The sequence below is a fragment of the Alkalibacillus silvisoli genome, assembly GCF_039521975.1.
Classification (GTDB): domain Bacteria; phylum Bacillota; class Bacilli; order Bacillales; family Alkalibacillaceae; genus Alkalibacillus; species Alkalibacillus silvisoli.
In genome coordinates this window covers 17,796-40,709 of record NZ_BAAACZ010000001.1, presented here as the reverse complement: position 1 = coordinate 40,709, position 22,914 = coordinate 17,796, and the positions used below count along the sequence as shown (strand labels likewise).

At 40.2% G+C, this 22,914-nt stretch carries 20 protein-coding genes; 3 read left to right on the top strand and 17 right to left on the bottom strand.

All coding sequences use genetic code 11. The features are described from left to right. Positions 1-7 precede the first annotated feature (7 nt). The 4 genes from ABDZ63_RS00185 to ABDZ63_RS00170 all read right to left on the bottom strand — a co-directional run bounded on the left by ABDZ63_RS00185 (position 8) and on the right by ABDZ63_RS00170 (position 3,943). The gene (locus ABDZ63_RS00185; RefSeq protein ID WP_343780851.1) at positions 8-1,498 is read right to left on the bottom strand and encodes a sodium:solute symporter family protein; all 1,491 of its coding nucleotides are present in this window, start codon (positions 1,496-1,498) and stop codon (positions 8-10) included. Positions 1,499-1,706: 208 nt separating this feature from the next. Then, positions 1,707-2,693, bottom strand: a complete 987-nt coding sequence (locus tag ABDZ63_RS00180; RefSeq protein WP_343780849.1) for an ABC-2 transporter permease — start codon at positions 2,691-2,693, stop codon at positions 1,707-1,709. Next, positions 2,683-3,561 carry an ABC transporter ATP-binding protein gene (locus ABDZ63_RS00175; protein ID WP_343780847.1) on the bottom strand — a complete coding sequence of 293 codons (879 nt, stop codon included), beginning with the start codon at positions 3,559-3,561 and terminating at the stop codon, positions 2,683-2,685. Before ABDZ63_RS00175 ends, ABDZ63_RS00180 begins: the two co-directional genes overlap by 11 nt. Beyond that, the gene (locus ABDZ63_RS00170; protein ID WP_343780845.1) at positions 3,554-3,943 is read right to left on the bottom strand and encodes a GntR family transcriptional regulator; all 390 of its coding nucleotides are present in this window, start codon (positions 3,941-3,943) and stop codon (positions 3,554-3,556) included. Before ABDZ63_RS00170 ends, ABDZ63_RS00175 begins: the two co-directional genes overlap by 8 nt. A 129-nt stretch (positions 3,944-4,072) precedes the next feature. Here ABDZ63_RS00170 and ABDZ63_RS00165 point away from each other — a divergent pair, with 129 nt between their 5' ends. Next, the gene (locus ABDZ63_RS00165; protein ID WP_343780843.1) at positions 4,073-5,236 is read left to right on the top strand and encodes a M20 metallopeptidase family protein; all 1,164 of its coding nucleotides are present in this window, start codon (positions 4,073-4,075) and stop codon (positions 5,234-5,236) included. On the opposite strand, the gene ABDZ63_RS00160 is transcribed toward ABDZ63_RS00165, so the two are convergent. The 5 genes from ABDZ63_RS00160 to gltB all read right to left on the bottom strand — a co-directional run bounded on the left by ABDZ63_RS00160 (position 5,197) and on the right by gltB (position 14,075). Next, entirely contained in the window at positions 5,197-6,033 is an 837-nt protein-coding gene (locus ABDZ63_RS00160) for a coiled-coil domain-containing protein (protein ID WP_343780840.1), read from the bottom strand. The two genes, ABDZ63_RS00165 and ABDZ63_RS00160, sit on opposite strands and share 40 nt — an antisense overlap. Then, a complete protein-coding gene (locus ABDZ63_RS00155; protein WP_343780837.1) occupies positions 6,030-7,016 on the bottom strand; it encodes a nuclease-related domain-containing protein in 987 nt (328 codons plus the stop codon). The genes ABDZ63_RS00160 and ABDZ63_RS00155 overlap by 4 nt, the downstream gene beginning before the upstream one ends. Positions 7,017-7,095: 79 nt before the next feature. Then, entirely contained in the window at positions 7,096-7,887 is a 792-nt protein-coding gene (proC, locus tag ABDZ63_RS00150) for a pyrroline-5-carboxylate reductase (RefSeq protein WP_343780835.1), read from the bottom strand. Positions 7,888-8,045: 158 nt separating this feature from the next. Beyond that, positions 8,046-9,533, bottom strand: coding sequence for a glutamate synthase subunit beta (locus ABDZ63_RS00145; protein ID WP_343780833.1), 1,488 nt, complete (start codon positions 9,531-9,533; stop codon positions 8,046-8,048). Between the two features lie 21 nt (positions 9,534-9,554). Beyond that, positions 9,555-14,075: a glutamate synthase large subunit gene (gene gltB, locus ABDZ63_RS00140; RefSeq protein WP_343780831.1), complete on the bottom strand. Its 4,521-nt coding sequence runs from the start codon at positions 14,073-14,075 to the stop codon at positions 9,555-9,557. A 142-nt stretch (positions 14,076-14,217) separates the two neighbouring features. Here gltB and gltC point away from each other — a divergent pair, with 142 nt between their 5' ends. Beyond that, a complete protein-coding gene (gene gltC, locus ABDZ63_RS00135) occupies positions 14,218-15,123 on the top strand; it encodes a glutamate biosynthesis transcriptional regulator GltC (protein ID WP_343780828.1) in 906 nt (301 codons plus the stop codon). Here the strand turns inward: gltC and ABDZ63_RS00130 are convergent, their stop codons facing one another. Both ABDZ63_RS00130 and ABDZ63_RS00125 read right to left on the bottom strand, forming a co-directional pair. Then, positions 15,124-15,969, bottom strand: coding sequence for a fumarylacetoacetate hydrolase family protein (locus ABDZ63_RS00130; RefSeq protein ID WP_343780825.1), 846 nt, complete (start codon positions 15,967-15,969; stop codon positions 15,124-15,126). It lies immediately after the preceding gene. 80 nt (positions 15,970-16,049) lie between these two features. After that, complete coding sequence (locus ABDZ63_RS00125) at positions 16,050-16,946, bottom strand: AEC family transporter (RefSeq protein ID WP_343780822.1); 897 nt, start codon at positions 16,944-16,946, stop codon at positions 16,050-16,052. Between the two features lie 112 nt (positions 16,947-17,058). Between ABDZ63_RS00125 and ABDZ63_RS00120 the strand changes: the two genes are divergently transcribed. Continuing rightward, entirely contained in the window at positions 17,059-17,847 is a 789-nt protein-coding gene (locus tag ABDZ63_RS00120) for a carbon-nitrogen family hydrolase (protein ID WP_343780820.1), read from the top strand. A 180-nt stretch (positions 17,848-18,027) separates the two neighbouring features. On the opposite strand, the gene ABDZ63_RS00115 is transcribed toward ABDZ63_RS00120, so the two are convergent. The 6 genes from ABDZ63_RS00115 to ABDZ63_RS00090 form a co-directional block, all read right to left on the bottom strand. Next, positions 18,028-18,654: a 3-oxoacid CoA-transferase subunit B gene (locus tag ABDZ63_RS00115; RefSeq protein ID WP_343780880.1), complete on the bottom strand. Its 627-nt coding sequence runs from the start codon at positions 18,652-18,654 to the stop codon at positions 18,028-18,030. Between the two features lie 10 nt (positions 18,655-18,664). After that, positions 18,665-19,357, bottom strand: coding sequence for a CoA transferase subunit A (locus ABDZ63_RS00110; protein WP_425541922.1), 693 nt, complete (start codon positions 19,355-19,357; stop codon positions 18,665-18,667). Between the two features lie 94 nt (positions 19,358-19,451). After that, positions 19,452-20,273, bottom strand: coding sequence for an alpha/beta fold hydrolase (locus ABDZ63_RS00105; RefSeq protein WP_343780818.1), 822 nt, complete (start codon positions 20,271-20,273; stop codon positions 19,452-19,454). Between the two features lie 34 nt (positions 20,274-20,307). Next, on the bottom strand, positions 20,308-20,784 hold the full coding sequence (locus ABDZ63_RS00100; RefSeq protein ID WP_343780816.1) for a DUF3237 domain-containing protein: 477 nt from the start codon (positions 20,782-20,784) through the stop codon (positions 20,308-20,310). A gap of 2 nt (positions 20,785-20,786) precedes the next feature. Further along, positions 20,787-21,920, bottom strand: a complete 1,134-nt coding sequence (locus tag ABDZ63_RS00095) for a muconate/chloromuconate family cycloisomerase (protein WP_343780814.1) — start codon at positions 21,918-21,920, stop codon at positions 20,787-20,789. A gap of 72 nt (positions 21,921-21,992) precedes the next feature. Continuing rightward, on the bottom strand, positions 21,993-22,766 hold the full coding sequence (locus tag ABDZ63_RS00090; RefSeq protein ID WP_343780812.1) for a dioxygenase family protein: 774 nt from the start codon (positions 22,764-22,766) through the stop codon (positions 21,993-21,995). Positions 22,767-22,914 lie beyond the last annotated feature (148 nt).

Genomic DNA, 22,914 nt, shown 5'->3' with positions numbered 1-22,914 from the left:
TTTCCTACTAACCTCTCGTGTTAAAGTCTTCCTTATAAACTGCTTTAACATTTTCTGCATGAGAATGATTTGTTAATAAGCTGACAACGACTAACACAATAAATGAAGTTAAAAACCCGACAATCGTCTCATCAAAAAATGCTGTTATAATATTGATCGTTTCTGTCGACAAGATTCCTGAAGTTAAGGACACGAAATTATCTGTCGCTCCTTGTTTAATATACGGCCAGATAACCGTGACTATACCTGAGATGACCATTGATGATAATGCGCCAGCCACTGTAACACGACGCCAGAACATAATCGCTAAAAATGGTAATACTAGTGTAACAGCAGATAGCCTTAAAGCCCACTGATATAACGTCACAATGTCTTGAACTTGAAATGCGATGATTAAACCTAATCCAGAAATGATGACAACACTTAAACGTGAAATAAACATCATTTTTCGGTTGTCTGCATGAGGATTAATCATTCGTGCATATAAATCCTGAGTTAAGTTCGAACTACCTTGTAAAATAAATGAGTTAGCACCTGTCATTAATGCTGATAACAAACCAACTAAGACGAGTCCACCGATAAATGGTGGTAACAGTTCAACTGTGACATAAGAAAAGATTAAATCAGGGTCAATATCACTTGGGACGTATTGACGTGCCATAACACCAATTGTATAAGGTAATATTGAGATCGCTGTACCAATAACAATCGCCGTTAAGCCTGCTTTTTGGGCGATTTCCTCGGTACGCGCGGCAAAAATACGCTGCCAGGTTGATTGCCAAATTAAATAGAACGGACCAACTGATAAAGCAAATATTAATACAGCTAGCCCCCCTTGTTCACCAAACGGCGTTAAATAGTGAGCTGGTGTATTTTCGAAAACCTCACCTAACCCACCACTATAATTTAAGCTAGCAATAAATAATACAATGATTCCTAACGTTAATACAATCGACTGCAGTGCATCCGTAATGATCGTAGCTGGTAAACCGCCTAAAATTGTAAAACCTAAAATAAGTGCAAACGCCACTAAGATTCCAGTTTGAGGTGTCATACCAAATGCAATATTAAATACGGTAGACATACCGACAATTTGTAAGGCTAATGTCGGAACAGAGTATATTAGCGCTGATAAAACTGATGGGAAAATCCCTAACCTACCACCGAAACGTTCACTAAATAAATCAGCCAGCGTATAAAGCTTCTGTCGCCTAAGCTGTTTAGCAAAGAATACAACTAAAATCAATGTAAAGAAATAAGCCGGTAACGCAAACTCAAAAAAGCCTGACATACCAACTGTGAAGCCCATACCGACCCAACCAATAAAAACGGCCGCTCCACAAAACGTACTAATAATTGTACCCACAATCGGCCAGAATCCCATATTCCAACCAGCAATTAAATAGTCATCGGAATCTTTAACTTTAAAATAATAATAAATGCCAAATCCAAAGACTATTCCAAAATAAACGATAAAATAACCTATATACCAGGCCATTGTACAAAGTCCTCCTTATTAAAACAGATAACGTTAAGGATACTTGTTTTTAAAAGCGCTGACGAATATCCGATGAACTAATATTTTAGAGCATATAAGAATAATTTGGTGAATTTTGCTGAAAAAATACTCGAGAAAGGGGGAAATGACTAATTTTAGACATGAAAAAACTAGCGTCACACGTCATGACGCTAGTTTAAATAAACAATTACTTATTAAGTAACCTCTTCGTAATGATCCATGAGAAGAACAAGGCCACTAAGAAACCAATCCAATATAGGATTAAGCTTAATGAATCTGGGGAATTGTACGATAGCATTGAAGACAGAAATAAACCGCCTAATAATGCACTACAAAACGGAATTCCAAATGCGAATACAGGGTGAAGTGAACGGAACATAAGGAACTCACCACTATATTCAGAAGGTGATTTTTCATAAATAATTAAGCCAATAACTGTGAAAATGATACCTGCAACGATTGGAATCCAAATGATTAATTGATCGAAGAAAATTTGATTAAGATAATTTAGCCAAAAGAGATCTTGGAATACCCATTCAGCTATATTAAGCTCAAGATTAACACCATGAACATCTAAAAATTGACCAACCAGTATAAATATACCTTGTGGGAAGATTAAAAAGATGAACGTCAGTGCTATTTGTGATTTAATTTCACCTGAGATCGTTCCTATCAACATCGCAAATGAATAAATCACAAAGTAAGCAACAAGTGGCATCCAATACGTATTGGTATGGTTCACTTCAGTTAATAAAGAGCTAAACTCAGACTGATAAATCGCAAAATAAGCCAACCAATAAGATACGTTATAGCCGATTAATATGACCAAAAGGCCCATGATATATTTCGTCATAAACATTTCTCTTCTTGAAAATGGTAATGCCAACGAAAAGTCATGACGCTTCGTATTTCTCTCTAATCCAATTAAATATCCAGCTAACAAAATGATGATCAGTATTGCGACCATTCCGAAAAAGCCCGGTTCGAAAATGCTGTTAATCTCATGGACTTGTCTTTGTTCCCAAAGATCAGGCTGATGATTTTGCCAAACACGCCATGTATCAAACTGCATAAAAGCTGTTGCGACGTATGCTAATAAATAAACGATTAACAACCCAAATGACACTAAGGAGTTATGCTTCCACTCTTTCATCCATAATGCTTTACGAAACATACAGCTCACCTCCTAATTTCGTAACGAAAATATCCTCTAACGATAACGGTAATTCTTCATATAAAATAGGTTCATAGCTTTTAAGAATCGCTTCTCCCTCTTCATCTAAAGCTTCTAACAATACAATGCCAACTCGACCATTTTGGCTCAACACTTCGATATTTTGTAACACGTCCTCTGGGAATTGATCCTGATAAGCCACTTGAATCTTTTTATATTGTTCTTTCAACGATTCCATTTCAATTTCTGAATCCACTGAACCGTCTTTTAAAACGACAATATGATCTGCCATTTTTTCTAACTCATCTAAACGGTGCGAGGAAATGATAATTGACACATCTTTTTTCGCGACTTCCTCAGCAATAAACTTTAAAATTTCTTTTTTAATGATGACATCTAATCCATCTGTCGGTTCATCAAGTAAAATGTATTTAGAATTCGTTGAGAAAGCTAAAATCAGTGAGAACAGCGCTTCTTGCCCTTTAGAAAGTTGTTTAATTTTACCCGATTTTTTAAATTTGAACTGATCTAATAATGAAAAGTAATAATCTTCATCAAAGTTTGGATAAACGACTTTATAAAACTTCACGATTTCTTTGATCGTGTAAGTTTTTAAAGCATCAGTTGAATCCGGGACGAAGACGATATTTTGTTTAATTTGAGGTTGTTGAAAGATATCTTGACTGTCAACAGAAATATCACCAGTATCAGGTTTAATAATCCCTGAAATCATTCTAAGTAACGTTGTCTTACCTGCACCGTTACGACCGACAACACCTGTAATCGTGCCTGGTCTTATATTGAATTGGACATTATTAAGGACATCCGTTTTATGAATGGACTTAGACACATTTTTTACTTCAATCATGCCTTTCACCGCCTTTTTGAAATAATTCATCGATCCAGCTTTTCATCTCTTCTTTTGAAACGCCAGCTTGTTTGGCTGACTGGACTAATTGTTCCGCTTGCTCTTTCAAATGTTTCACTTCCCTTTCTTGTACCAGTTCATGAACATCCTCACTTATGAACGTTCCTTTTCCTCGAAAAGTTACAAAAATCCCTTCTCGTTCTAATTCTTTATACGCTTTACTTACTGTGTTCGGGTTGACCGTTAGTTGTGCAGACATTTCCCTAACTGAAGGAACCTTATCCCCTGCAATGACAACACCTTGGAGGATCCGTTCTTTGACTTGTTGGATGATTTGTTCATAAATGGGATTGTTACTTGTCGGGTTCAATAAAATATGCAAACAATCACCTCTTTCTCATCTGTATTAAGTGTACTACATCTAATAGTACACTTGCAACACTTTTATGATTTTATGATTTTGGGACTTTTTGGTGCTATAATGGGATAAAGAATTAGGGGGGAATGACCTGTGATTGAAAGACTATTCCAACAGTTAGAAGCGATCCATCCACAGTTAGTAGAATTTAGGCGAGACCTCCATATGTATCCTGAGGTTTCACACCAAGAAGTTGAAACACCAAAGAAAATAGCAGCTTATTTAGACAAGCTAGATTTAGAAGTGAAAACGGGTGTTGGTGGCCAAGGTGTCATCGGAATATTACACGGAGGCAAACCTGGTAAGACGATTGCTTTACGTGCGGATTTTGATGCACTTCCGATCCAAGATGAAAAAGATGTTGACTACAAATCTCGGGTTGATGGGGTTATGCATGCGTGCGGACATGATGTACACACGTCCGCTTTATTAGGAGTAGCCAATGTTTTAAGTCAATTTAAAGATGAAGTGCCTGGAACGATTATTTTCGTTCATCAATTTGGTGAGGAGATGACGCCTGGGGGTGCTAAACCGATGATTGATGATGGTTGTTTAGAAGGTGTCGACCTTATTTATGGCGCTCATGTCATGTCTAATGTTCCGGTTGGCCAATTCGGCGTTCGTTCTGGCTATGTATCATCTGCTCAAGATGATTTTGTGATTGAAGTGAACGGAAAAGGCGGTCATGGTGCGATGCCACATATGACAGTTGATGCGCTTGTAACAGGGAGCCAACTAGTGACAAACCTCCAACAAATTGTTAGCCGCCGCGTCAGCCCAATGGACTCTGCAGCTGTAACAGTAGGTTCTTTTCATAGCGGCGAAGGGCATAATATTATTCCTGAAAAAGCCATACTTAAAGGGACTGTAAGAACATATAGTGCTGAGGTGCGCGACATGATTGAACAAGCCATGCACGAAATAACGAAAATGACCTGTGAAGCAGCAGGCGCAAGCTTTGAAATTGATTATGTTCGAGACTGTCCATCCATGTATAACGACCCCATTGAGACTGAACGCATCGCTCAATTAGGTGCAAAAGTTTTCGGCGAAGAGAAAGTTGTAGAAATGGAACCCTTAATGGGAAGTGAAGATTTTGCCTACTTTCAAGAAGAAGTCCCAGGCGTTTATTTCGTGATCGGTGGCGGAAACCCTGATATCGGCGCTGACTATCCGCACCACCACCCGATGTTTGACGTCGATGAACGCGCAATTAGTCATATCGCTAAAATGATGATCGCCTCTGTTATGAAATAAGTTAAAGGTAAAAACCTGCCCGCGGGCAGGTTTTTATTGAGGCTCTTGAGCGCGAGTTTGAGCCTCTCGTGCTCGGGTTTGAGCCTCTCGTGCGCGAGTTTGAGCCTCTTGAGCGCGAGTTTGAGCCTCTTGAGCGCGGGTTTGAGCCTCTCGTGATCGAGTTTGAGCCTCTCGTGCGCGAGTTTGAGCCTCTCGAGCGCGGGTTTGAGCCTCTTGAGCGCGGGTTTGAGCCTCTTGAGCGCGGGTTTGAGCCTCTCGTGATCGAGTTTGAGCCTCTCGAGCGCGGGTTTGAGCCTCTCGTGCGCGGGTTTGAGCCTCTTGAGCGCGGGTTTGAGCCTCTCGTGATCGAGTTTGAGCCTCTCGAGCGCGAGTTTGAGCCTCTCGAGCGCGAGTTTGAGCCTCTCGAGTTCGAGTTTGAGCCTCTCGTGCTCGGGTTTGAGCCTCTTGAGCGCGGGTTTGAGCCTCTTGAGCTCGGGTTTGAGCCTCTCGTGCTCGGGTTTGAGCCTCTCGAGTTCGAGTTTGAGCCTCTCGAGCGCGAGTTTGAGCCTCTCGAGCGCGAGTTTGAGCCTCTTGAGCCCCGGTTTGAGCCTCTCGTGCGCGGGTTTGAGCCTCTCGTGATCGAGTTTGAGCCTCTCGTGCGCGGGTTTGAGCCTCTTGAGCTCGGGTTTGAGCTTCTTGAGCTCGGGTTTGAGCCTCTTGAGCGCGGGTTTGAGCCTCTTGAGCGCGGGTTTGAGCCTCTCGAGTTCGAGTTTGAGCCTCTTAAGCGCGGGTTTGAGCCTCTCGAGCGATTCTATCATTCTTTTAGATAGTTAAAGTCTTTTTCATAGTCAAAATCTAGTGAATAGATAGTGGATCTTCTATTTCCTTCTTTACTGCTGGCATACTTATTCAAAATATTTCTTGCTGTATGTCGAGAGTTGATTCCAGTAAAACGAATAAACTCACTACTAGTAATCCTATTCCCATTTAATAGATAGTAATCTTTTAAAGCAGTGTGCACGCCATCTCGGCAAACATGCCCGCATTTCGTACATCTCCACCTTAAGTTATTCATTACCATAGTTAAGAACTTGCATTTTTCACAGCGCACGCCTTGTAGTAGCCCATCGAATAAAATATCAAAATGGTTCAAAATATCGGGCTCATAATCTTCATGCGATTGTTTAAATAATTGAGCTAATTGCCTGGCGGAGCTGGTCGATAAGATAGGGTGGCTGTAATGTTCATGAATACGCCTTATATATCCAGGGAGTTTGGCGATTGGGATCATTTTCTTAATGTGCTGTTGGTGCGATGGGTGGATCTTCATCCGAACGTTTGGGTTAGTCATAACGACAACGGTTTCGATTGGAATGTGTTCATACTCTCGCTGTTCTAGCCAATTATTCAGCTGAAATTTTTGTTCGGTGACTTGGTTAAGGGGGTCATCATATGCTTTGTCGTAATGGGAGATTTGGTGGGATCCTTCATGCATATTGACTTCTCCGCTGAAGTTTTTGGATTCGATGATTAGTATAAAGTTTCTTGTGACTAAAATAAAATCCATTTGGAAATGTTTATTTAAAGAAACTGTTTGAAGTCGGACATTATGTAAAATGAAGTTCTGGAAGGTGAGTTTATTCAGCGGGTAGAGGACTCTTGTTTCACCAAAGTAACCAGATTGTTCGCGTTTAAGTCTGTCTTTGATGAGTTGGTGTTTTGCGTGATAAGGATCGATGCGGTTGGCTAAGCTTAATAGTTTAAGATGGTAAGGTGATAATGAAATGTCTTTCACGATCATGAGAGGAGGCCTCCTTAGGGGGGGATTTGAATTTAAAATGGCTTGCACAAGGCAAGCCATTCATTATTAATAAAATATACTATTTCCCTGAACATTTGTCCATAGCTTGAATGACCGCACCTCTAAAACCATTTTGCTCTAAAGCATCGACAGCTTTAATGGTTGCTCCACCTGGTGTGCAAACGTCATCTTTTAACTCTCCTGGGTGTTTACCTGTTTCTAGAACCATTTTGGCTGCACCTAGTATCGCTTGTGATGCGTACTGATAGGCTTTTTCACGTGGAATTCCTTGTTTAACCGCTCCATCAGCTAAAGCTTCGATAAACATATAGCCATACGCTGGTGATGAGCCACTTATAGCTGGGATTGCGTCCATTAACTTCTCATCTACTTGATCCGCTTTACCGTACAACGTAAACAAATCATGTACTAATTTTAATTCTTCATCTGTAACATGTTCATTCGGACTATACACCGTCATCCCTTCACCGACTAATGATGGTGTATTCGGCATAGTACGAACAATTTTCGTTTCTTTCCCAAAAGCAAGCTCTATATCCTTAAGACGGACTCCGATGGCAATCGTAATAATGATCGTGTTAGGGTTTATATGCTTTCTAATCTCTTCAATAACATTCGGGTATGTGTGAGGCTTCACGGCTAAAAATAATAAGTCACTTTCACTTGCTACACGTTTATTTCCCCGCGCAACATCGATCTCAAATTGATCTTTAACATAATCAATCGTTTCTTCACTCACCGCAGAAGCATGGATCTGACTAGGGTTTAAACCACCATATTGAATCATTCCATTAATAATAGCTTGGGCCATTTTACCGCAACCTATAAAACCGATCTGTTCATTGACCATGAATAAGTCCTCCTTTACGCACATCTAATACATTTTATTGTACGCATATCACTTAATAATTTCCAATAAAAAGAAAAATCAACGCCCATTAATTTCCATTTAAAATCACACTCAATAGATGAAAAAAGTTGATGCCTCTAAAGACACCAACTTCTCTCTTATATAAGTTTTGCCGTTTCTTCCGTTTTTAAAAATTCACCAACTTGTAAAGCAACTTCTCGCCCTTCACGAATCGCCCATACGACTAAGCTTTGCCCACGTCTTGCATCACCTGCTGCAAAGACGTGATCTTCACTTGTACGGTAATCATTCATCCCGTCAATCGTCCAAATACGGCCCCGTTCATCTAACCTTAATCCAAAATGCTCTAACACTTCACGTTCTGGACCTGTAAAGCCAATTGCGACTAACACTAGGTCAGCTTTCCATATTTCTTCTGTTCCTGGGAGTTCTTTTGTCACTAACTTACCATCTTCTATTACTTTCTCCACGCGCACAGTACGTAAAGATTTCACGTGCCCTTGATCGTCTGCTTCAAAGGCCTGGGTTAAGATTTCATACTTACGCGGGTCTTCATCATATGCTTCAACAGACTCTTGATAACCATAATCCAATTTAAATGTCATGGGATACAATGGCCACGGGTTATCTTCATCTCTCTCTTCAGGACTTGCTGGGTGTTTACCGAACTGAACGACGCGGGCGCACTTTTGCCTTAGCGCGGTTGCTACACAGTCAGCTCCTGTGTCACCGCCACCAATGACGATGACATTTTTACCGCGAGCATGAATCATAGCATCATCTGGGTCTGTTTCTAATGCCTTTGTTGATTCAGTTAAATATTCCATCGCAAAGTGAATCCCTTTACTATCGCGATTTTCAGCTGGTACATCACGATGCTCTTGTGCTCCTGTACATAGAATAACGGCATCGTGCTGTTTTTTTAACTGTTCATAAGTCACATCTTTACCCACTTCTGTATTACACTGAAATGTTATACCTTCTTCTTTAAGCAAATTCACACGGCGGTCGATAGTGTCTTTTTCTAATTTCATATTTGGAATCCCATACATTAATAAGCCACCCGGACGGTCATCACGCTCATACACAGTAACATAATGCCCTTGTTGATTTAATTGGTCTGCTGCTGCTAAGCCAGCCGGACCAGAACCAATGACACAAACGTGCTTACCTGTACGATGGGTTGGCGGGTTAGCCTCAACCCATCCTTCTTCAAACCCACGCTCGATAATTTCATTTTCAATCGTTTTGATTGCAACTGGGTCATCATTAATCGCTAACGTACAAGAGCCTTCACAAGGTGCTGGGCAAACACGACCAGTAAATTCAGGGAAGTTATTCGTTTCTTCTAACCTTTCAAGTGCGTGCTTCCAGTCCCCTTCACTGACTAATTCATTCCACTCAGGAATAAAGTTATTAACAGGACAGCCAATGTCAGATTGGTCAAAACTAATACCTGTATGACAAAATGGTGTACCACAATCCATACAACGAGCACCTTGTTGTTTTAGGTCTTCCTCATCTAAGGAAATCGTATATTCTTCCCAATCTTTAATACGCTCAATTGGATCTCTCATCTTCTGATCTTTTCGGGAAAACTCCATAAATCCGCGTAAATATCCCATCTTCTAACCTCCTTAAGTGATCTATTGAACGACTTTGTTTATATGCTTTTGTTCTTCTCTTTCTTTAAGGAGCTTTTCTTTATATTCAATTGGAATGACTTTAACTAATTGACTAGCTGCCTCACTCCAATTATTAAGCAAATGTTTCGCGCGCTTACTACCTGTAAAGTCCACGTGATCTACTAACATTTGTTTAATTTCATTTAATTCATCCGATTCCTCAATTGATTCAAATAACACCATATCTTGATTTGCTTTTTCTTTTACAGCTTCTAAGTCCTGATTCCAAATGTAGGCAATCCCACCAGACATACCGGCTGCAAAGTTTTTACCAATTTCACCTAAGATCACCACACGGCCACCTGTCATATACTCACAACCATTATCGCCTACACCTTCAACAACGACTTTGACACCACTATTTCTTACAGCAAAACGTTCACCCGCTGCACCGTTAATGTAAGCTTCACCACTTGTTGCACCAAAGAATGTTACATTACCAATGATGGTTTCAGCCATACGATGAATTGAAGGTGGGTTGTGTGGTTTAATCGCAATCTTACCACCTGATAAGCCTTTTCCAACATAATCGTTGGCATCACCCGTAACATGCATCGTAATCCCTTTAGGTAAAAAAGCTCCAAAACTTTGACCAGCTGAACCTGTAAAATGAAGATTGATCGTATCATCTGGTAATCCTGCCTCACCATGACGTTTCGTTACTTCATGACCTAGTTCAGTACCAACTGTTCGATCAGTATTTCGAATGGGTAAGTGCAATGTTGTTGGCTTTTGCTTTTCGATACTCTCCATAACATTTGGAATAATTTCCGTTTGATCGATATGGATTTCATCATAACGATTAATAACAGGACGCTCACGTGTTTTCCATTCATCATTAGAATGTTGCATTAATGGCTTTAAGTTAAGCTGATTCGCTTTTTGGTGCGCTTCTTTACGTGGATGGACTTTTAATAAGTCCGTACGACCAATCATTTCATCTAAAGAGCGGACCCCTAACTGCGCCATTAGTTCACGTACTTCATCAGCAATAAAACGCATGTAGTTAACGACGTGGTCGGCTTGGCCGGTAAATATCTTACGTAAATCAGGGTCTTGTGTCGCAATACCAACAGGACAAGTGTCTAAATGACAAGCACGCATTAAAATACAACCCAATACAACCATTGGAGCTGTTGAGAAACCAAACTCTTCAGCACCTAGTAACGCGGCTTTGACGACATCCTTTCCTGTCATAAGTTTCCCGTCAGTTTCGAGTCTTACTTTTTCTCGTAAGTTGTTGAGCACTAAGGTTTGATGCGCCTCAGCTAAACCCAACTCCCACGGTAAACCAGCATGACGAATACTTGTTTTCGGTGAAGCACCTGTTCCGCCTTCATACCCACTTATTAAAATGACATCAGCCTTACCTTTAGCGACACCAGCTGCAATCGTACCAACACCAGCCTTAGAGACAAGCTTCACATTAACTCTTGCACTCGTGTTAGACTTCTTCAAGTCGTAAATGAGCTGAGCCAAATCTTCTATTGAATAAATATCGTGGTGCGGTGGTGGTGAAATTAAACCAACACCTGGCGTTGATTTACGTACGTCTGCAATCCATGGGTGAACTTTCTTTCCTGGTAAGTGACCACCTTCACCTGGCTTTGCACCTTGTGCCATTTTAATTTGCAGTTCTTCAGCATTAGATAAATAATAGCTCGTAACACCGAAGCGTCCCGATGCGATCTGCTTAATCGCACTGCGACGGCTATCACCATTTTCATCTGGTGTGAAACGATCAGGGTCCTCTCCACCTTCACCACTGTTACTTTTACCACCAATTCGATTCATCGCAACCGCTAAGATTTCATGCGCTTCTTGGCTTAAGGCTCCGTAAGACATGGCACCGGTTTTAAACCTTTTCCAAATGGATTCAACTGATTCGACTTCTTCAAGTGAAATCGGTTCTTTTCCTTCCAAATTAACGTCTAATAAATCGCGTAAATAGGTGACTTTCTCGTTTTCTACTAAATTAGTAAATTGATCATATTTCTCACGACTGTTCATTCTAGCAGCATGTTGCAATGTGTGAATCGTTTTCGGGTTAAATGAGTGATGTTCACCATCGCTACGCCACTGCATATCCCCACCAGAAGGGAGTCTATTTTCCACCTGTGAGAATGCCAGACGGTGACGCTCTAAGCTCTCTTCAGCAATCGTCTTTAAGTCAATACCGCCCAGTTTTGAAGCGGTACCTTTAAAATATTTCTCCATCACATCTTCACTTAAACCAATCGCTTCAAAAATTTGCGCGCCACGATAACTTTGAATCGTCGCAATCCCCATCTTAGACATGACTTTAACAATTCCAGAGGTAGCGGCATCACGGTAATGATCAAACGCTTCATCTACTGAAACGTCTTTAATGAACTCATCTTGAATTAACTTCCCAATCGTTTGATAAGCAAGGTATGGATAAATCATATCTGCACCGAAGCCGATTAATGTTGAAAATTGATGAACATCGCGTGCTTCAGATGTCTCAATGATTAAACTTGCCTTTGTTCGTAAGCCTTTTTCTACTAAATAGTGATGCAAACCACTTACAGCTAGTAATGATGGAATCGCCACATAGTCTTCTGATAGCTTACGGTCAGTTAAAATAATTAACGACACGCCTTGATTAATCGCTCTTTCTACTCGTTTGAATAACTGATCTAGAGCTGCCTCAAGCCCTTTTGCTCCATTTTTAACTGGGTAGCACGTTGATACTTTCTCAAAACGAAAATCGCTCCGTGAGTTATGAATTACAGCATCAAACTCAGACCTTTTCAAGATTGGCGTATATAACCTTATACGCTTACAATGCTCTGGACCATCGTCTAATACGTTAGGCTTGGGTCCTAAATAAGAAGTCGTTGACGTGACCAATTTTTCACGGATCGCATCAATTGGCGGGTTCGTCACTTGGGCAAATAGCTGTTTGAAATAGTTAAACAGTAATTGTGGTTGTTCAGATAATACCGCAAGCGGCGTATCATTACCCATCGAGCCAATTGGGTCACGCTTCTCTTCAACCATTGGCAATATATTTTTCATCACTTCTTCTTTCGTAAATCCATTGGCAAGTTGATATTGAAGTAACGTTTCATCTGACATCTTCTCGTGATCACGGTTCATGGGTAAGCCACTTAATTGGACTAACGAATCATTTAACCACTTACGATAAGGGTGTTTAGTTGCGATTTTACGTTTTATATCTTCACTGTAATAAATCTCTTTTTCTTCTAAGTCTAACAGTAGCATGTCACCAGGTCCTAGACGTCCTTTCTCAACGACTCGATCCGCCTCGACATCTAAAACTCCGACTTCTGATGAGTAAATGATTCGGCGGTCATCTGTAATGTAATAACGAGCTGGCCTTAACCCATTACGATCAATTGACGCCCCTATTCTCTTCCCATCACTATAAGCAATCGCTGTTGGACCATCCCAAGGTTCCATAATACAGCTTAAATATTCATAACAAGCACGCTCAGGATCACTCATTTGATCATTTAAATCCCATGCTTCAGGAACCATCATCATCGCCGTTTCCGATAACGTACGACCATTCATGACTAAATATTCAAATGCTTGGTCTAACATCCCTGAGTCACTTGACGTTTCATCAATAACTGGTAAAAGGTCCTTATGACGCTCACGAAAAACATGTGACTTCGCAGCTGTCTCACGCGCTTTCATCCAATTTACATTACCTGTAATTGTATTGATTTCACCATTGTGCATAATCATTCGATTCGGATGAGCACGCTCCCAAGACGGGAATGTGTTTGTACTGTAACGCGAATGAACCATACCAAAGTTTGTCTTCGCATAGGGACTTGCTAAATCTAGATAAAATTGATCTAGTTGTTCAGCATTTAGCATCCCTTTATAGACAATCGTATTAGAAGAAAGACTTGCAACATAAAACGGCCCTTCTTGTAATTCTTCTAAAGCCTCGATTTTCTTCTCTACAATTCTACGGATCAAGTAAAGGTCACGCTCAAACTTCTCTTCTAATTCAACTGACTCCGACTTCTTGATAAAAATTTGCTCAATATAAGGTTTATTGCTCTTTGCACTTTCAGAAATAACACGTTCATCGACTGGGACATCGCGCCAACCGATGACACGATGACCAACACGCTCGACTACTCCGTTAAAAATAGCTTTTATTTCGTCGCGGCGCGTTTTATCTTGAGGTAAAAATACCATTCCAACAGCATACTCTCCTCGTTCTGGTAGCACCTCATTCCACGTGCGACGAAATAGTTCATCAGGTATTTCTAACATAAGACCAGCACCATCACCCGTATGGCCATCAGCCCCACGACCGCCTCTATGGTCTAATCGAATTAAAATTGTGATCGCATCTTCAATCATTTGATGAGTCGAAACACCATCGATCTGTGCGACAAAACCTATCCCACATGCATCACGCTCATATTTCGGGTCGTAAAGTCCTTGCTTTTGTGGAAAACCTGTTCGTATCATCGTGTCACCTCATCTTTCGAAAGTTTAAATTTTCAGACAGTATCGTGTTTCTATCTTATGGTTTTTCTGTTATGCTTTCAATATATATATTCGATTAAAACGATCGCAAAATGAGATTAAGCGCTTACAAGGGTTGGTATACATGGAGTTAAGACAATTAAAATATTTCATAAAAGTTGCAGAATTAGAACACGTTAGTGATGCAGCAGAGCAATTACACGTTGCTCAATCTGCTGTTAGCAGGCAGATTGCTAATTTAGAAGAAGAACTCGGTGTTGCATTATTCCTTCGAGGTGGGAGGAAGATTCGCTTAACACCAGTGGGAGAAGTATTCTTAGAAAGAATTAAACTGGCCATGACAGAATTAGAGAATGCCGAGCGTGACGTTCTGGAATTTTTAAATCCTGAATCAGGTACCATCCGATTAGGCTTCCCGACTAGTTTAGCCGCTAAAACATTGCCAAGTGTCATCTCTGCATTTAGAAAGGAACACCCGCAGATCGGCTTTCAATTACAGCAAGGGACTGTTAATGAGCTAATTGATGCTGTGAGATTTGGCCAAGTTGACCTAGCATTCGTCTCACCAGTGCCATTAAACCACACAGATGTTATAGGTGATATCTTCTTTACTGAGAAGATTCAAGCACTCCTTCCATCTCACCATCAATTCGCTGAAAACGAGCACTTACGATTAGACCAATTAAAACACGAGCCGTTCGTCTTGTTCCGTCAAGGCTATATTATGCGAGACTTAGTCACAGAAGCTTGTCAGCAAGTTGGATTTCAACCGAGAGCAGCATTTGAAGGAGAAGATGTTGATACAATTAAAGGGTTAGTTGCTGCTGGTTTAGGGGTTAGTTTACTGCCAGAAATCACACTGAGTCAAAGGCCATCAAGAGATACACGGGTCATCGATGTTGTTGAGCCGAATATGACTCGAACAGTAGGAATGGTGCGACCTAAACATCGTGAGGTCGCACCATCAGAGCAGATTTTCTTTGACTTTTTATTAAGTTATTACAGAAAGTTAGACCAATTTGGCTGGTAATTAACTAACTGTATTTTCTAAAACGCCTATATTTTCAATTTCGATTCTGATGCGGTCATTAACTTGTAAAAATTTCGGTGGGTTAAATCCTTTTCCAACCCCACTTGGCGTTCCGGTTGCAATGACATCGCCAGGCTCTAACGTCATTCCATCTGATAATGTTTCAATTAATTCACCAATAGAAAAGATCATATGAGAAGTGTTAGACTGCTGGCGTAACTCATCATTGACATATGTTTTTAGATTTAAGTTTTGATCATCACGAATCTGATCCTTTGTGACAATCGCCGGCCCAAAAGGAGCAAAAGTATCTAAAGACTTCCCTCTAAAAAATTGTTGGTGTTTCTTTTGTAAATCACGCGCTGTAAGGTCATTAAGTATGGTGTAACCAAAAATGTAATCATGTGCATTTTCCCGCGATATGTTTTTCCCTTCTTTTCCGATGATTACGGCTAATTCACCTTCATAATCAAGCTGATTCGTTTCCATTTCATGGGCATCAATTTCGTCATTTGGTCCAATAACAGCACTTGGGGATTTCGTAAAAATAACCGGGTCTAGCGGGATCTGACTTTCATCATTGCCCGTCATCTCTAAAGCATGCTCACGATAATTCTTCCCGATACACATTATATTTTTCTTAGGTCGAAACGGCGCTAGAATTTCTACTTCATTTCGTGAAATATATTGATTGATTTCTTGGAAAAAATTAATGCTATCATAATTTTCAATAACAGAGTGAAGCGTTGGAAAGACACTCATTAACTTAGCAGAATAATAGATTCCACCCTCTTCTAAAACTCCCCAAAAAATCTGGCGACCCTGTTTAAATGTAACAAAACGCATGGCTACTTCCTCCAAGCTTGATCAGTTTATTTCAGTTTAGCATGAATGGCTTTCTTCCCGTTAATAAAAAGACTGACCCGCTACATTAAGAGCATTAATAGTATTGATAGCGTTATGACGCTTGCAACTGTCGACACTAACGTCACACTAGAGACGAGCTCAGGCTTTGAACGGAACTCTAAAGCATACATCGTTGTCGTCGCAGCTGCTGGTGTCGCTGTTAAGACGATTAAGGTAATCTCAGCAAGTGAAGATACCGGAAGTAAACTTACTAATCCCCAGGCGATCAAGGGTGAAACGATTAATCTTAAGACTGTTCCGGTCACGACTTTTCCTGTTTCAAACTCTTTAAACGAAATATTGGCTAGCTGCATACCTAATCCAACCATCATAAGCGGAATCGCGACATCCGCCATAAACTCAATCGTTTCAGCTATATTACCTGTGATTTCAATGTTAAGCCCTTGTACCATAAAGGCTGCAATAATCGCGTAAGTAGCTGGCATCTTCATAACAGCGATCATAGCTAAGCGAAATCCACTAGCACTCCTTGAAGCATAATAAACACCAAAGAAGTTCATAATTAACGTTTGTAAAGACATGAAAATGACCGCAATCATAAACGCTTCTTGCCCAAAAGCAAACAACACAACAGGCGTTCCGTAGTTCCCTGCGTTCATAAAGGCCGTAGACAAGATCATGCCACTTTCCTCTTCATGATTCCATTTAAAGATCCACTTTAAAATCTTATTCAATATAATTAAAGCAAAAAGTAATAGAAAAGCGAACAATACAATTGTCCAAAATTCCCTTCCTAACTCCGCTTCATAAAACACTTGAAATACTAAAGCCGGGATGAAGATATAAATCGTAACAGCTGATACGGACCGAACGTCAAGCTTACGCCATTTTTGCAGGACATACCCTATAAAAAATATAAAAACAATCGGTAAAACGACTTCAATGAATACACCCAAAGTAAGACACCTTCTTAGATCATATTAACTCTATTTTAAAGTTTCATAACTTTACTGTACACTATGTATATAATAATAGACGCATGAAATTTTAAATCAAGGAGGGGTTGAATTGAAATTCTCTTTATGTCAAATGGATATTGCACCAGGGGAACCAAAGGCGAATAGAAGGCGTGTACAATCATGGATTGAATCAATCATGAAAACTGATCAACCAGATACCATTGTCTTACCTGAAATGTGGACAACAGCCTATACGTTACCTGAATTAGAAGAAGTTGCTGATGTGAACAGTGAGCCAACACTAAGCCTTTTAAAAGAATTAGCTCAATCACATAACGTCAATTTAATTGCAGGTTCAATTGCTAACAAAAAAGAAGACGGCATATACAATACCGCTCTTGTCATCGACCGAAATGGGCAATTGATTTATGAATACGACAAAGCTCATCTTGTCCCAATGCTTGATGAACCTTCCTATTTAAAAGGGGGTAAACACGCCCCAGAAGTATTTGAACTAGACGGAATCAAAATAGGTTTAATCATTTGTTATGATTTACGCTTTCCAGAATTAATTAGACCACTAGCCTTAAATGAAGCACAAGTCTTATGTATCGTAGCCGAATGGCCAGAAGCACGTGCAAACCATTGGCAACACTTACAAATTGCCCGTGCAATCGAAAACCAAATGTACGTCATTTCATCTAATCGCATAGGTGAGTATAATGACGTTGAATTTAGCGGACGTTCCATGATCATTAATCCTTGGGGTGATGTTTTAGAAGAAGGCTCTCAAAGTGAAGAACAAGTGATTACGGCTAGTTTAGATCTAGAAAGAGTGAAACAAGTTCGTCAAGACGTCCCGATTTTCGAAAGTCGTGTACCTGATCTATATAAGTAGTAAACTTCACGCTTAAGGCAGCAAACGATAAATGAGGTGTAATAAATGTCGGTTGATTAATACTAGAATTACAGGATTGAAGAGTTGCATAATGACAAAACCTGTTTCTGATAAAGTTAAAGTTCAATTGACCTAACATGAAATCCACACAAAGCTTATGTTGCTTCGTGTGGATTTATCTCAACCTTCACCCACATTAACGCCAACTTCAAAATCGAGAGTCGTATTGTTTACTACTTCTTCTAACGACGCATCTCCCATTAGCTCCGTTAATACATACTTCTCACCATTCCACTGAAAAACGGCTAAATCTGTAATAATCGTATCAGCTATTCGAGTTGAAGTGATGGGATACGTACATTCTCCGACTAGTTTAGGCGATCCGTCTTTTGAAACGTGTCTTGTTGTAATAATGATCTTTTTAGCACCTACTAATAGATCCATCGCTCCACCGACACCGATAATATCTTTTCCTGGGATGGCCCAGTTGGCTACGCGCCCTTTTGAATCAACTTGTAGTGCCCCTAATATAGCTGCATCTACATGTCCACCTCGAATCATCGCAAATGAATCAGCACTGTGGAAATAAGCTGCCCCTACTGCCTCGCCAACTGGAAGCTTGCCAGCATTGACACGTAATGGGTCAATATCATCTTCACGAACAGCACTCACTCCAAGCAGACCATTTTCTGTATGTAAATCAAAATGGTCATCATTTAAATAATCAGCGACTAGTGTCGGTATTCCGATGCCTAAATTAACAATCGAATTCGGCTTAATTTCCTCGGCTGCCCTTTTTGCGATCATATCTTTTACATTAGACAACAGACTTCACCCCATCTTTCGTTAGGACTAATTCACTTTGAACGACCTGGTCAACATATAAATGAGGTGTTACAATTTCTTCTGGTAATAATTCTCCTACTTCGACGATTTCATCGACTTCAGCAATGACAGTTCTGGCTGCGGTTGCCATCATTGGATTAAAGTTTCTGGCTGTTTTGTAATAAACTAAATTTCCTTTTCGGTCCGCTTTTTTTGCACGAATTAAAGCAACATCAGCCGTTAGCGCTTTTTCAAATAAATATTCCTCACCATCAATGACTTTCGTTTCTTTACCATAAGCAAGTTCTGTCCCGACTGCTGTCTTAGTATAAAAGCCACCAATTCCTGCACCACCTGCACGAATCGCTTCAGAAAATGTCCCTTGTGGTAAAAGCTCCAAATCAATTTGACCTTGATGATAGGCTTTCGCTACTTCCCGATTACTCGTAAAATATGAGCCGATTGCTTTATTAAGTTTACCTTGCCTCAGTAACATACCAAGACCTTTCCCTGCTTCACCCACATTATTACTAATTACTGTTAAATCATATAAATCACTTTTAGTCAGCGCATCAATCAATGTTAAAGGCGCACCAATTAACCCAAAGCCACCAACCATAATGCACGCACCATCATCTATGTGATAAACAGCTTCTTTCGCTGTACAAATCAATTCATTAGTCAATTCATTCCCTCCCCCTTTTAGTTAGGCTCTGTTAAAGATTAGTGTTGATTATTTAAAAGGTTGCTCTAAGTCGGACTTTAACAGAGCAATTTAGTTAAACCGTTGCCCTTTGTAAAAACCGCTCGACCGACAGTAGTACATCCTTTTGCTTTTCGAATACTAATGATAAGTGATCGGCACCTGTTATCATGACATCAATCTTCCTAATCGACTTCTCTAACTCAGTAAACGACTCATTAAAAAATAATGGACGGTGAGGCCCGAGATAGCCTGTTGCTTTAACTAAAAGTACTGGGATATCAATATTGGGTAAGATCTCTTCATGCTTATAATCGAAGAAACTATTAAAATCTTGCTCCATAACAGACACCTTCGAACGATGAACCACACCTTCATTCGTTTCTTTTGTTTCGTAATGAGCTAGGTCTTCTAAATGGTTTGTCCACTTGATCTGAAGCTTTTCATAAGTTTGTTTCGTTTGTCTGATATAGTCATCTTTTGATTGATACGTTTTCCTAAGCCGTTCTAAAGAAGGTAAAATTAACTCCTTTTGTCCCAAATCAGCAACTCCTGCTCCATCTAGTAATACAAGTGAGGTAACGCGGCTACTTAGTGCCGTTACTTTAGCACAAATATAAGCCCCAATTGAATAGCCAATTAGCGTAACCGTTTCTAAATCTAATCTCATAATTAAATCAACTAAGTCACCAACATGATGGTCAATTGACGTTGGTTCGCTAGCCTCATCACTTAACCCTCTTCCGCGTAAATCATAGCTTATGACGCGGTAATGCTCACCTAATGCCTCTTGATAATAAGCCATTTGTTTATGATTACCGGTTAAACCATGGACTAATATAACTGTCTTTTCCCCTTGTCCCTCTTCACATATATGAAGCTTTTTATTATTTGTCATAACCACATTCCACTCCAAAACCAACACCTCAACTCTATTTCATTTGACCTACTTGAAATATGGAGTAAACGACTTTCCCTGCCATTCGTTTCCCTCTTGAAACATATAATCTATTATTGAGCCAATAGTATTGTTCTGAAGCTGTTTCAAAGACAGGCGTCGTATGAAAATAATACTCATCTATACCTACTTCATCCCCCGCATCTAATCGTTCTAATACTGACTTAGTACCTGTTCTAACACCACGATAAGTCATCATGATTAACTGCTTATCATCTGTTTCTAGTAAAATACGCACATCTTGAATGATCGTGCCATCATCTCGTACTGTGATCCAGTCATCACCACCTGGAACAACGCGACCTTGTAAATAATTTCCATTAAATGCACCACCAGTCACCCGAATGACTCTCCTATTTCCGATCGGCGTCTCACCAGGCAAATGGGGTGTATCAACGGTTAATTCTAAATCAAACAAATGATTCAATTCTGGCTTTGGGAGTACTGGCACCTTCATACCTCCTTTACAGCTTTTCGTGAAAACTTTTCTACCATCTCTTCACTTACCTCAACACCTAATCCGGGACCTTGTGGCACTGAAATTTGGCCATTATTAATCGGCAATGGCTCTTTAACTAAATCGTATTTCAACCAGTCCGGACCAAAAGACTCACAACCATACGAGAGGTTTCGAACAGTTGCAAATGCATGTAATGAAGCGGCTGTACCGATTGAGCTTTCAAGTGATGTACCACCAAAACAATCAATACCAGCCGCTTCAGCAATCGCAGCGACTTTCACTGTATTTTTTAACCCACCGAACTTATGAATCTTTAAAGAGAACAGGTTGCAAGCAAATTGTTTCGCTAAGTTATACGCATCTTGAATGGATTGAACAGACTCATCAGCCATTACTGGAACACTATTCATTGAGCTTAAACGTGCCATCCCTTCAAAGTCATGCGGTGCTAAAGGCTGTTCTAAAAAGGCTATGTTCGCTTCTTTTAATAAATCCATTGCTTGGACTGTGTTCACTCGATCCCATGATCCATTAGGGTCAATCCCAATTTGTGCAACACCATCTAACCCACTAGATAATTCAATATTCCTCTTAACATCAATCGTAGTCGCTAATTTACCAGCCTTTACTTTGAAATGTTGATAACGCCCCGCTTCAACATACTCTTTCGCCTCTTTTACATCACCTTCAACTGAGCCAGTCGCTAGCGCCCAACATACTGGAATCGATTCATGAGATAACCCGCCTAAAAGCTGATACACTGGAACACCATATGCTTTTCCTAAAGCATCATATAACGCCATCTCCACAGCCGCTTTGGCAAATGAATTAGCCCTAACATGGCGGTCCATTAAGGTTAGTATCTTTTCAATTGAGCGCGCATCTTGGTTAAGTACAATTGGTGATAAGTATTGATTTATGACAAGATCCATAGACTCTACACTTTCTCCATTCCACCAAATACCAGGCGTTGTCCCCTCACCGTAACCGACAACACCATTATTTAACGTCACCTCAACAATGACAAAAGCTTTAGTCGAAACCGTCGTCGTCGAAAACTGATGCGGCCTTTTAATTGGCAAGTCAACGATCCTAGTCGAAACCTTCTTAATATTAAACCCACTCATCATGTCACCTCTATTTATATTAGAAGAAAAAGGCTACATTAAAGTAGCCTTCACACCTTCATTAAGCCTAAATTATTGATCCTTTCGCATAACGAAATCTAATCTAGCCTCTTTGTGATCACCACGGTCATGAAGGTCAGTCATTAGTGAATTACGAACACCATCAGCTACATCCGATTCTAACCATTTATCACCTGAGAAGAATACTTGCGTAATCAACGACTCATAACCTTCTTGATCAAACTTAATGTGTAAGTGAGCCGGACGATAAGGGTGCTGATCAATAAAGTCTAAGAATTCACCAGTTGGCCCTTCTGTCGGGATTTTGTAAGGAATTGGTTCAATCGTTTCTACTTCAAAATAACCTTGATCATCAGTATAGAAACGTCCCCTTAAGTTATACGGAGGCGCGTCTGCACCAAATGATGAGTAGTCACCATTTGCATCATCTTGCCAGAAATCAACTAACGTGTTCGCTAGTGGCTTACCATCAACATCCGTAACCTGTCCTTTAAAAATTAATTTCTCACCTTTTTCATCTTCACGCATTGGTAGTTTATAAGGCTTTTCAGTTACTAGAGGCGCATTTTCTAAATAGAAAGGACCTAGAAGTGACGGCTCTGTCCCTGGCTTATCACCGTAAACCGTCCGTAAGACATGCGTTTCCACAAAAACATCCATATATAGTGGCAACTCCCCCGCTCTTCCTAAACGGTCCGCCCACTTGACAAACTCTGTATACTCCTCATGATTCGGCTGTGCCTCTTCTAAAAACTTCACCAAATGCTTTTTAAAAATATCAAAGATTTCTACAACACGCTCATTCTTAGTCGCGTTTTGCGTCATGTCATATTCCTCCTTTTTTATTTGGACCAGGCGAACGTTTAATTAATTAGGCGTTCGCCTGATTAATTGGGATTTCGCCCGATTATCGAGATTTTCGCCCGATTATCGAGATTTTCGCCCGATTATCGAGATTTTCGCCTGATTATCG

Excerpts from the sequence above, each read along its gene's own strand:
- ABDZ63_RS00155 (WP_343780837.1), bottom strand. The coding sequence starts at position 7,016 with ATGATCGTGAAAGACATTTCATTATCACCTTACCATCTTAAACTATTA.
- ABDZ63_RS00185 (WP_343780851.1), bottom strand. The coding sequence starts at position 1,498 with ATGGCCTGGTATATAGGTTATTTTATCGTTTATTTTGGAATAGTCTTT.
- ABDZ63_RS00105 (WP_343780818.1), bottom strand. The coding sequence starts at position 20,273 with ATGACAAATAATAAAAAGCTTCATATATGTGAAGAGGGACAAGGGGAA.
- ABDZ63_RS00090 (WP_343780812.1), bottom strand. The coding sequence starts at position 22,766 with ATGACGCAAAACGCGACTAAGAATGAGCGTGTTGTAGAAATCTTTGAT.
- gltB (WP_343780831.1), bottom strand. The coding sequence starts at position 14,075 with ATGATACGAACAGGTTTTCCACAAAAGCAAGGACTTTACGACCCGAAA.
- ABDZ63_RS00115 (WP_343780880.1), bottom strand. The coding sequence starts at position 18,654 with ATGATCGCAAAAAGGGCAGCCGAGGAAATTAAGCCGAATTCGATTGTT.
- ABDZ63_RS00095 (WP_343780814.1), bottom strand. The coding sequence starts at position 21,920 with ATGAGTGGGTTTAATATTAAGAAGGTTTCGACTAGGATCGTTGACTTG.
- ABDZ63_RS00160 (WP_343780840.1), bottom strand. The coding sequence starts at position 6,033 with ATGATAGAATCGCTCGAGAGGCTCAAACCCGCGCTTAAGAGGCTCAAA.
- ABDZ63_RS00180 (WP_343780849.1), bottom strand. The coding sequence starts at position 2,693 with ATGTTTCGTAAAGCATTATGGATGAAAGAGTGGAAGCATAACTCCTTA.
- proC (WP_343780835.1), bottom strand. The coding sequence starts at position 7,887 with ATGGTCAATGAACAGATCGGTTTTATAGGTTGCGGTAAAATGGCCCAA.
- ABDZ63_RS00130 (WP_343780825.1), bottom strand. The coding sequence starts at position 15,969 with ATGCGTTTTGTTACATTTAAACAGGGTCGCCAGATTTTTTGGGGAGTT.
- ABDZ63_RS00145 (WP_343780833.1), bottom strand. The coding sequence starts at position 9,533 with ATGGGATATTTACGCGGATTTATGGAGTTTTCCCGAAAAGATCAGAAG.
- ABDZ63_RS00175 (WP_343780847.1), bottom strand. The coding sequence starts at position 3,561 with ATGATTGAAGTAAAAAATGTGTCTAAGTCCATTCATAAAACGGATGTC.
- gltC (WP_343780828.1), top strand. The coding sequence starts at position 14,218 with ATGGAGTTAAGACAATTAAAATATTTCATAAAAGTTGCAGAATTAGAA.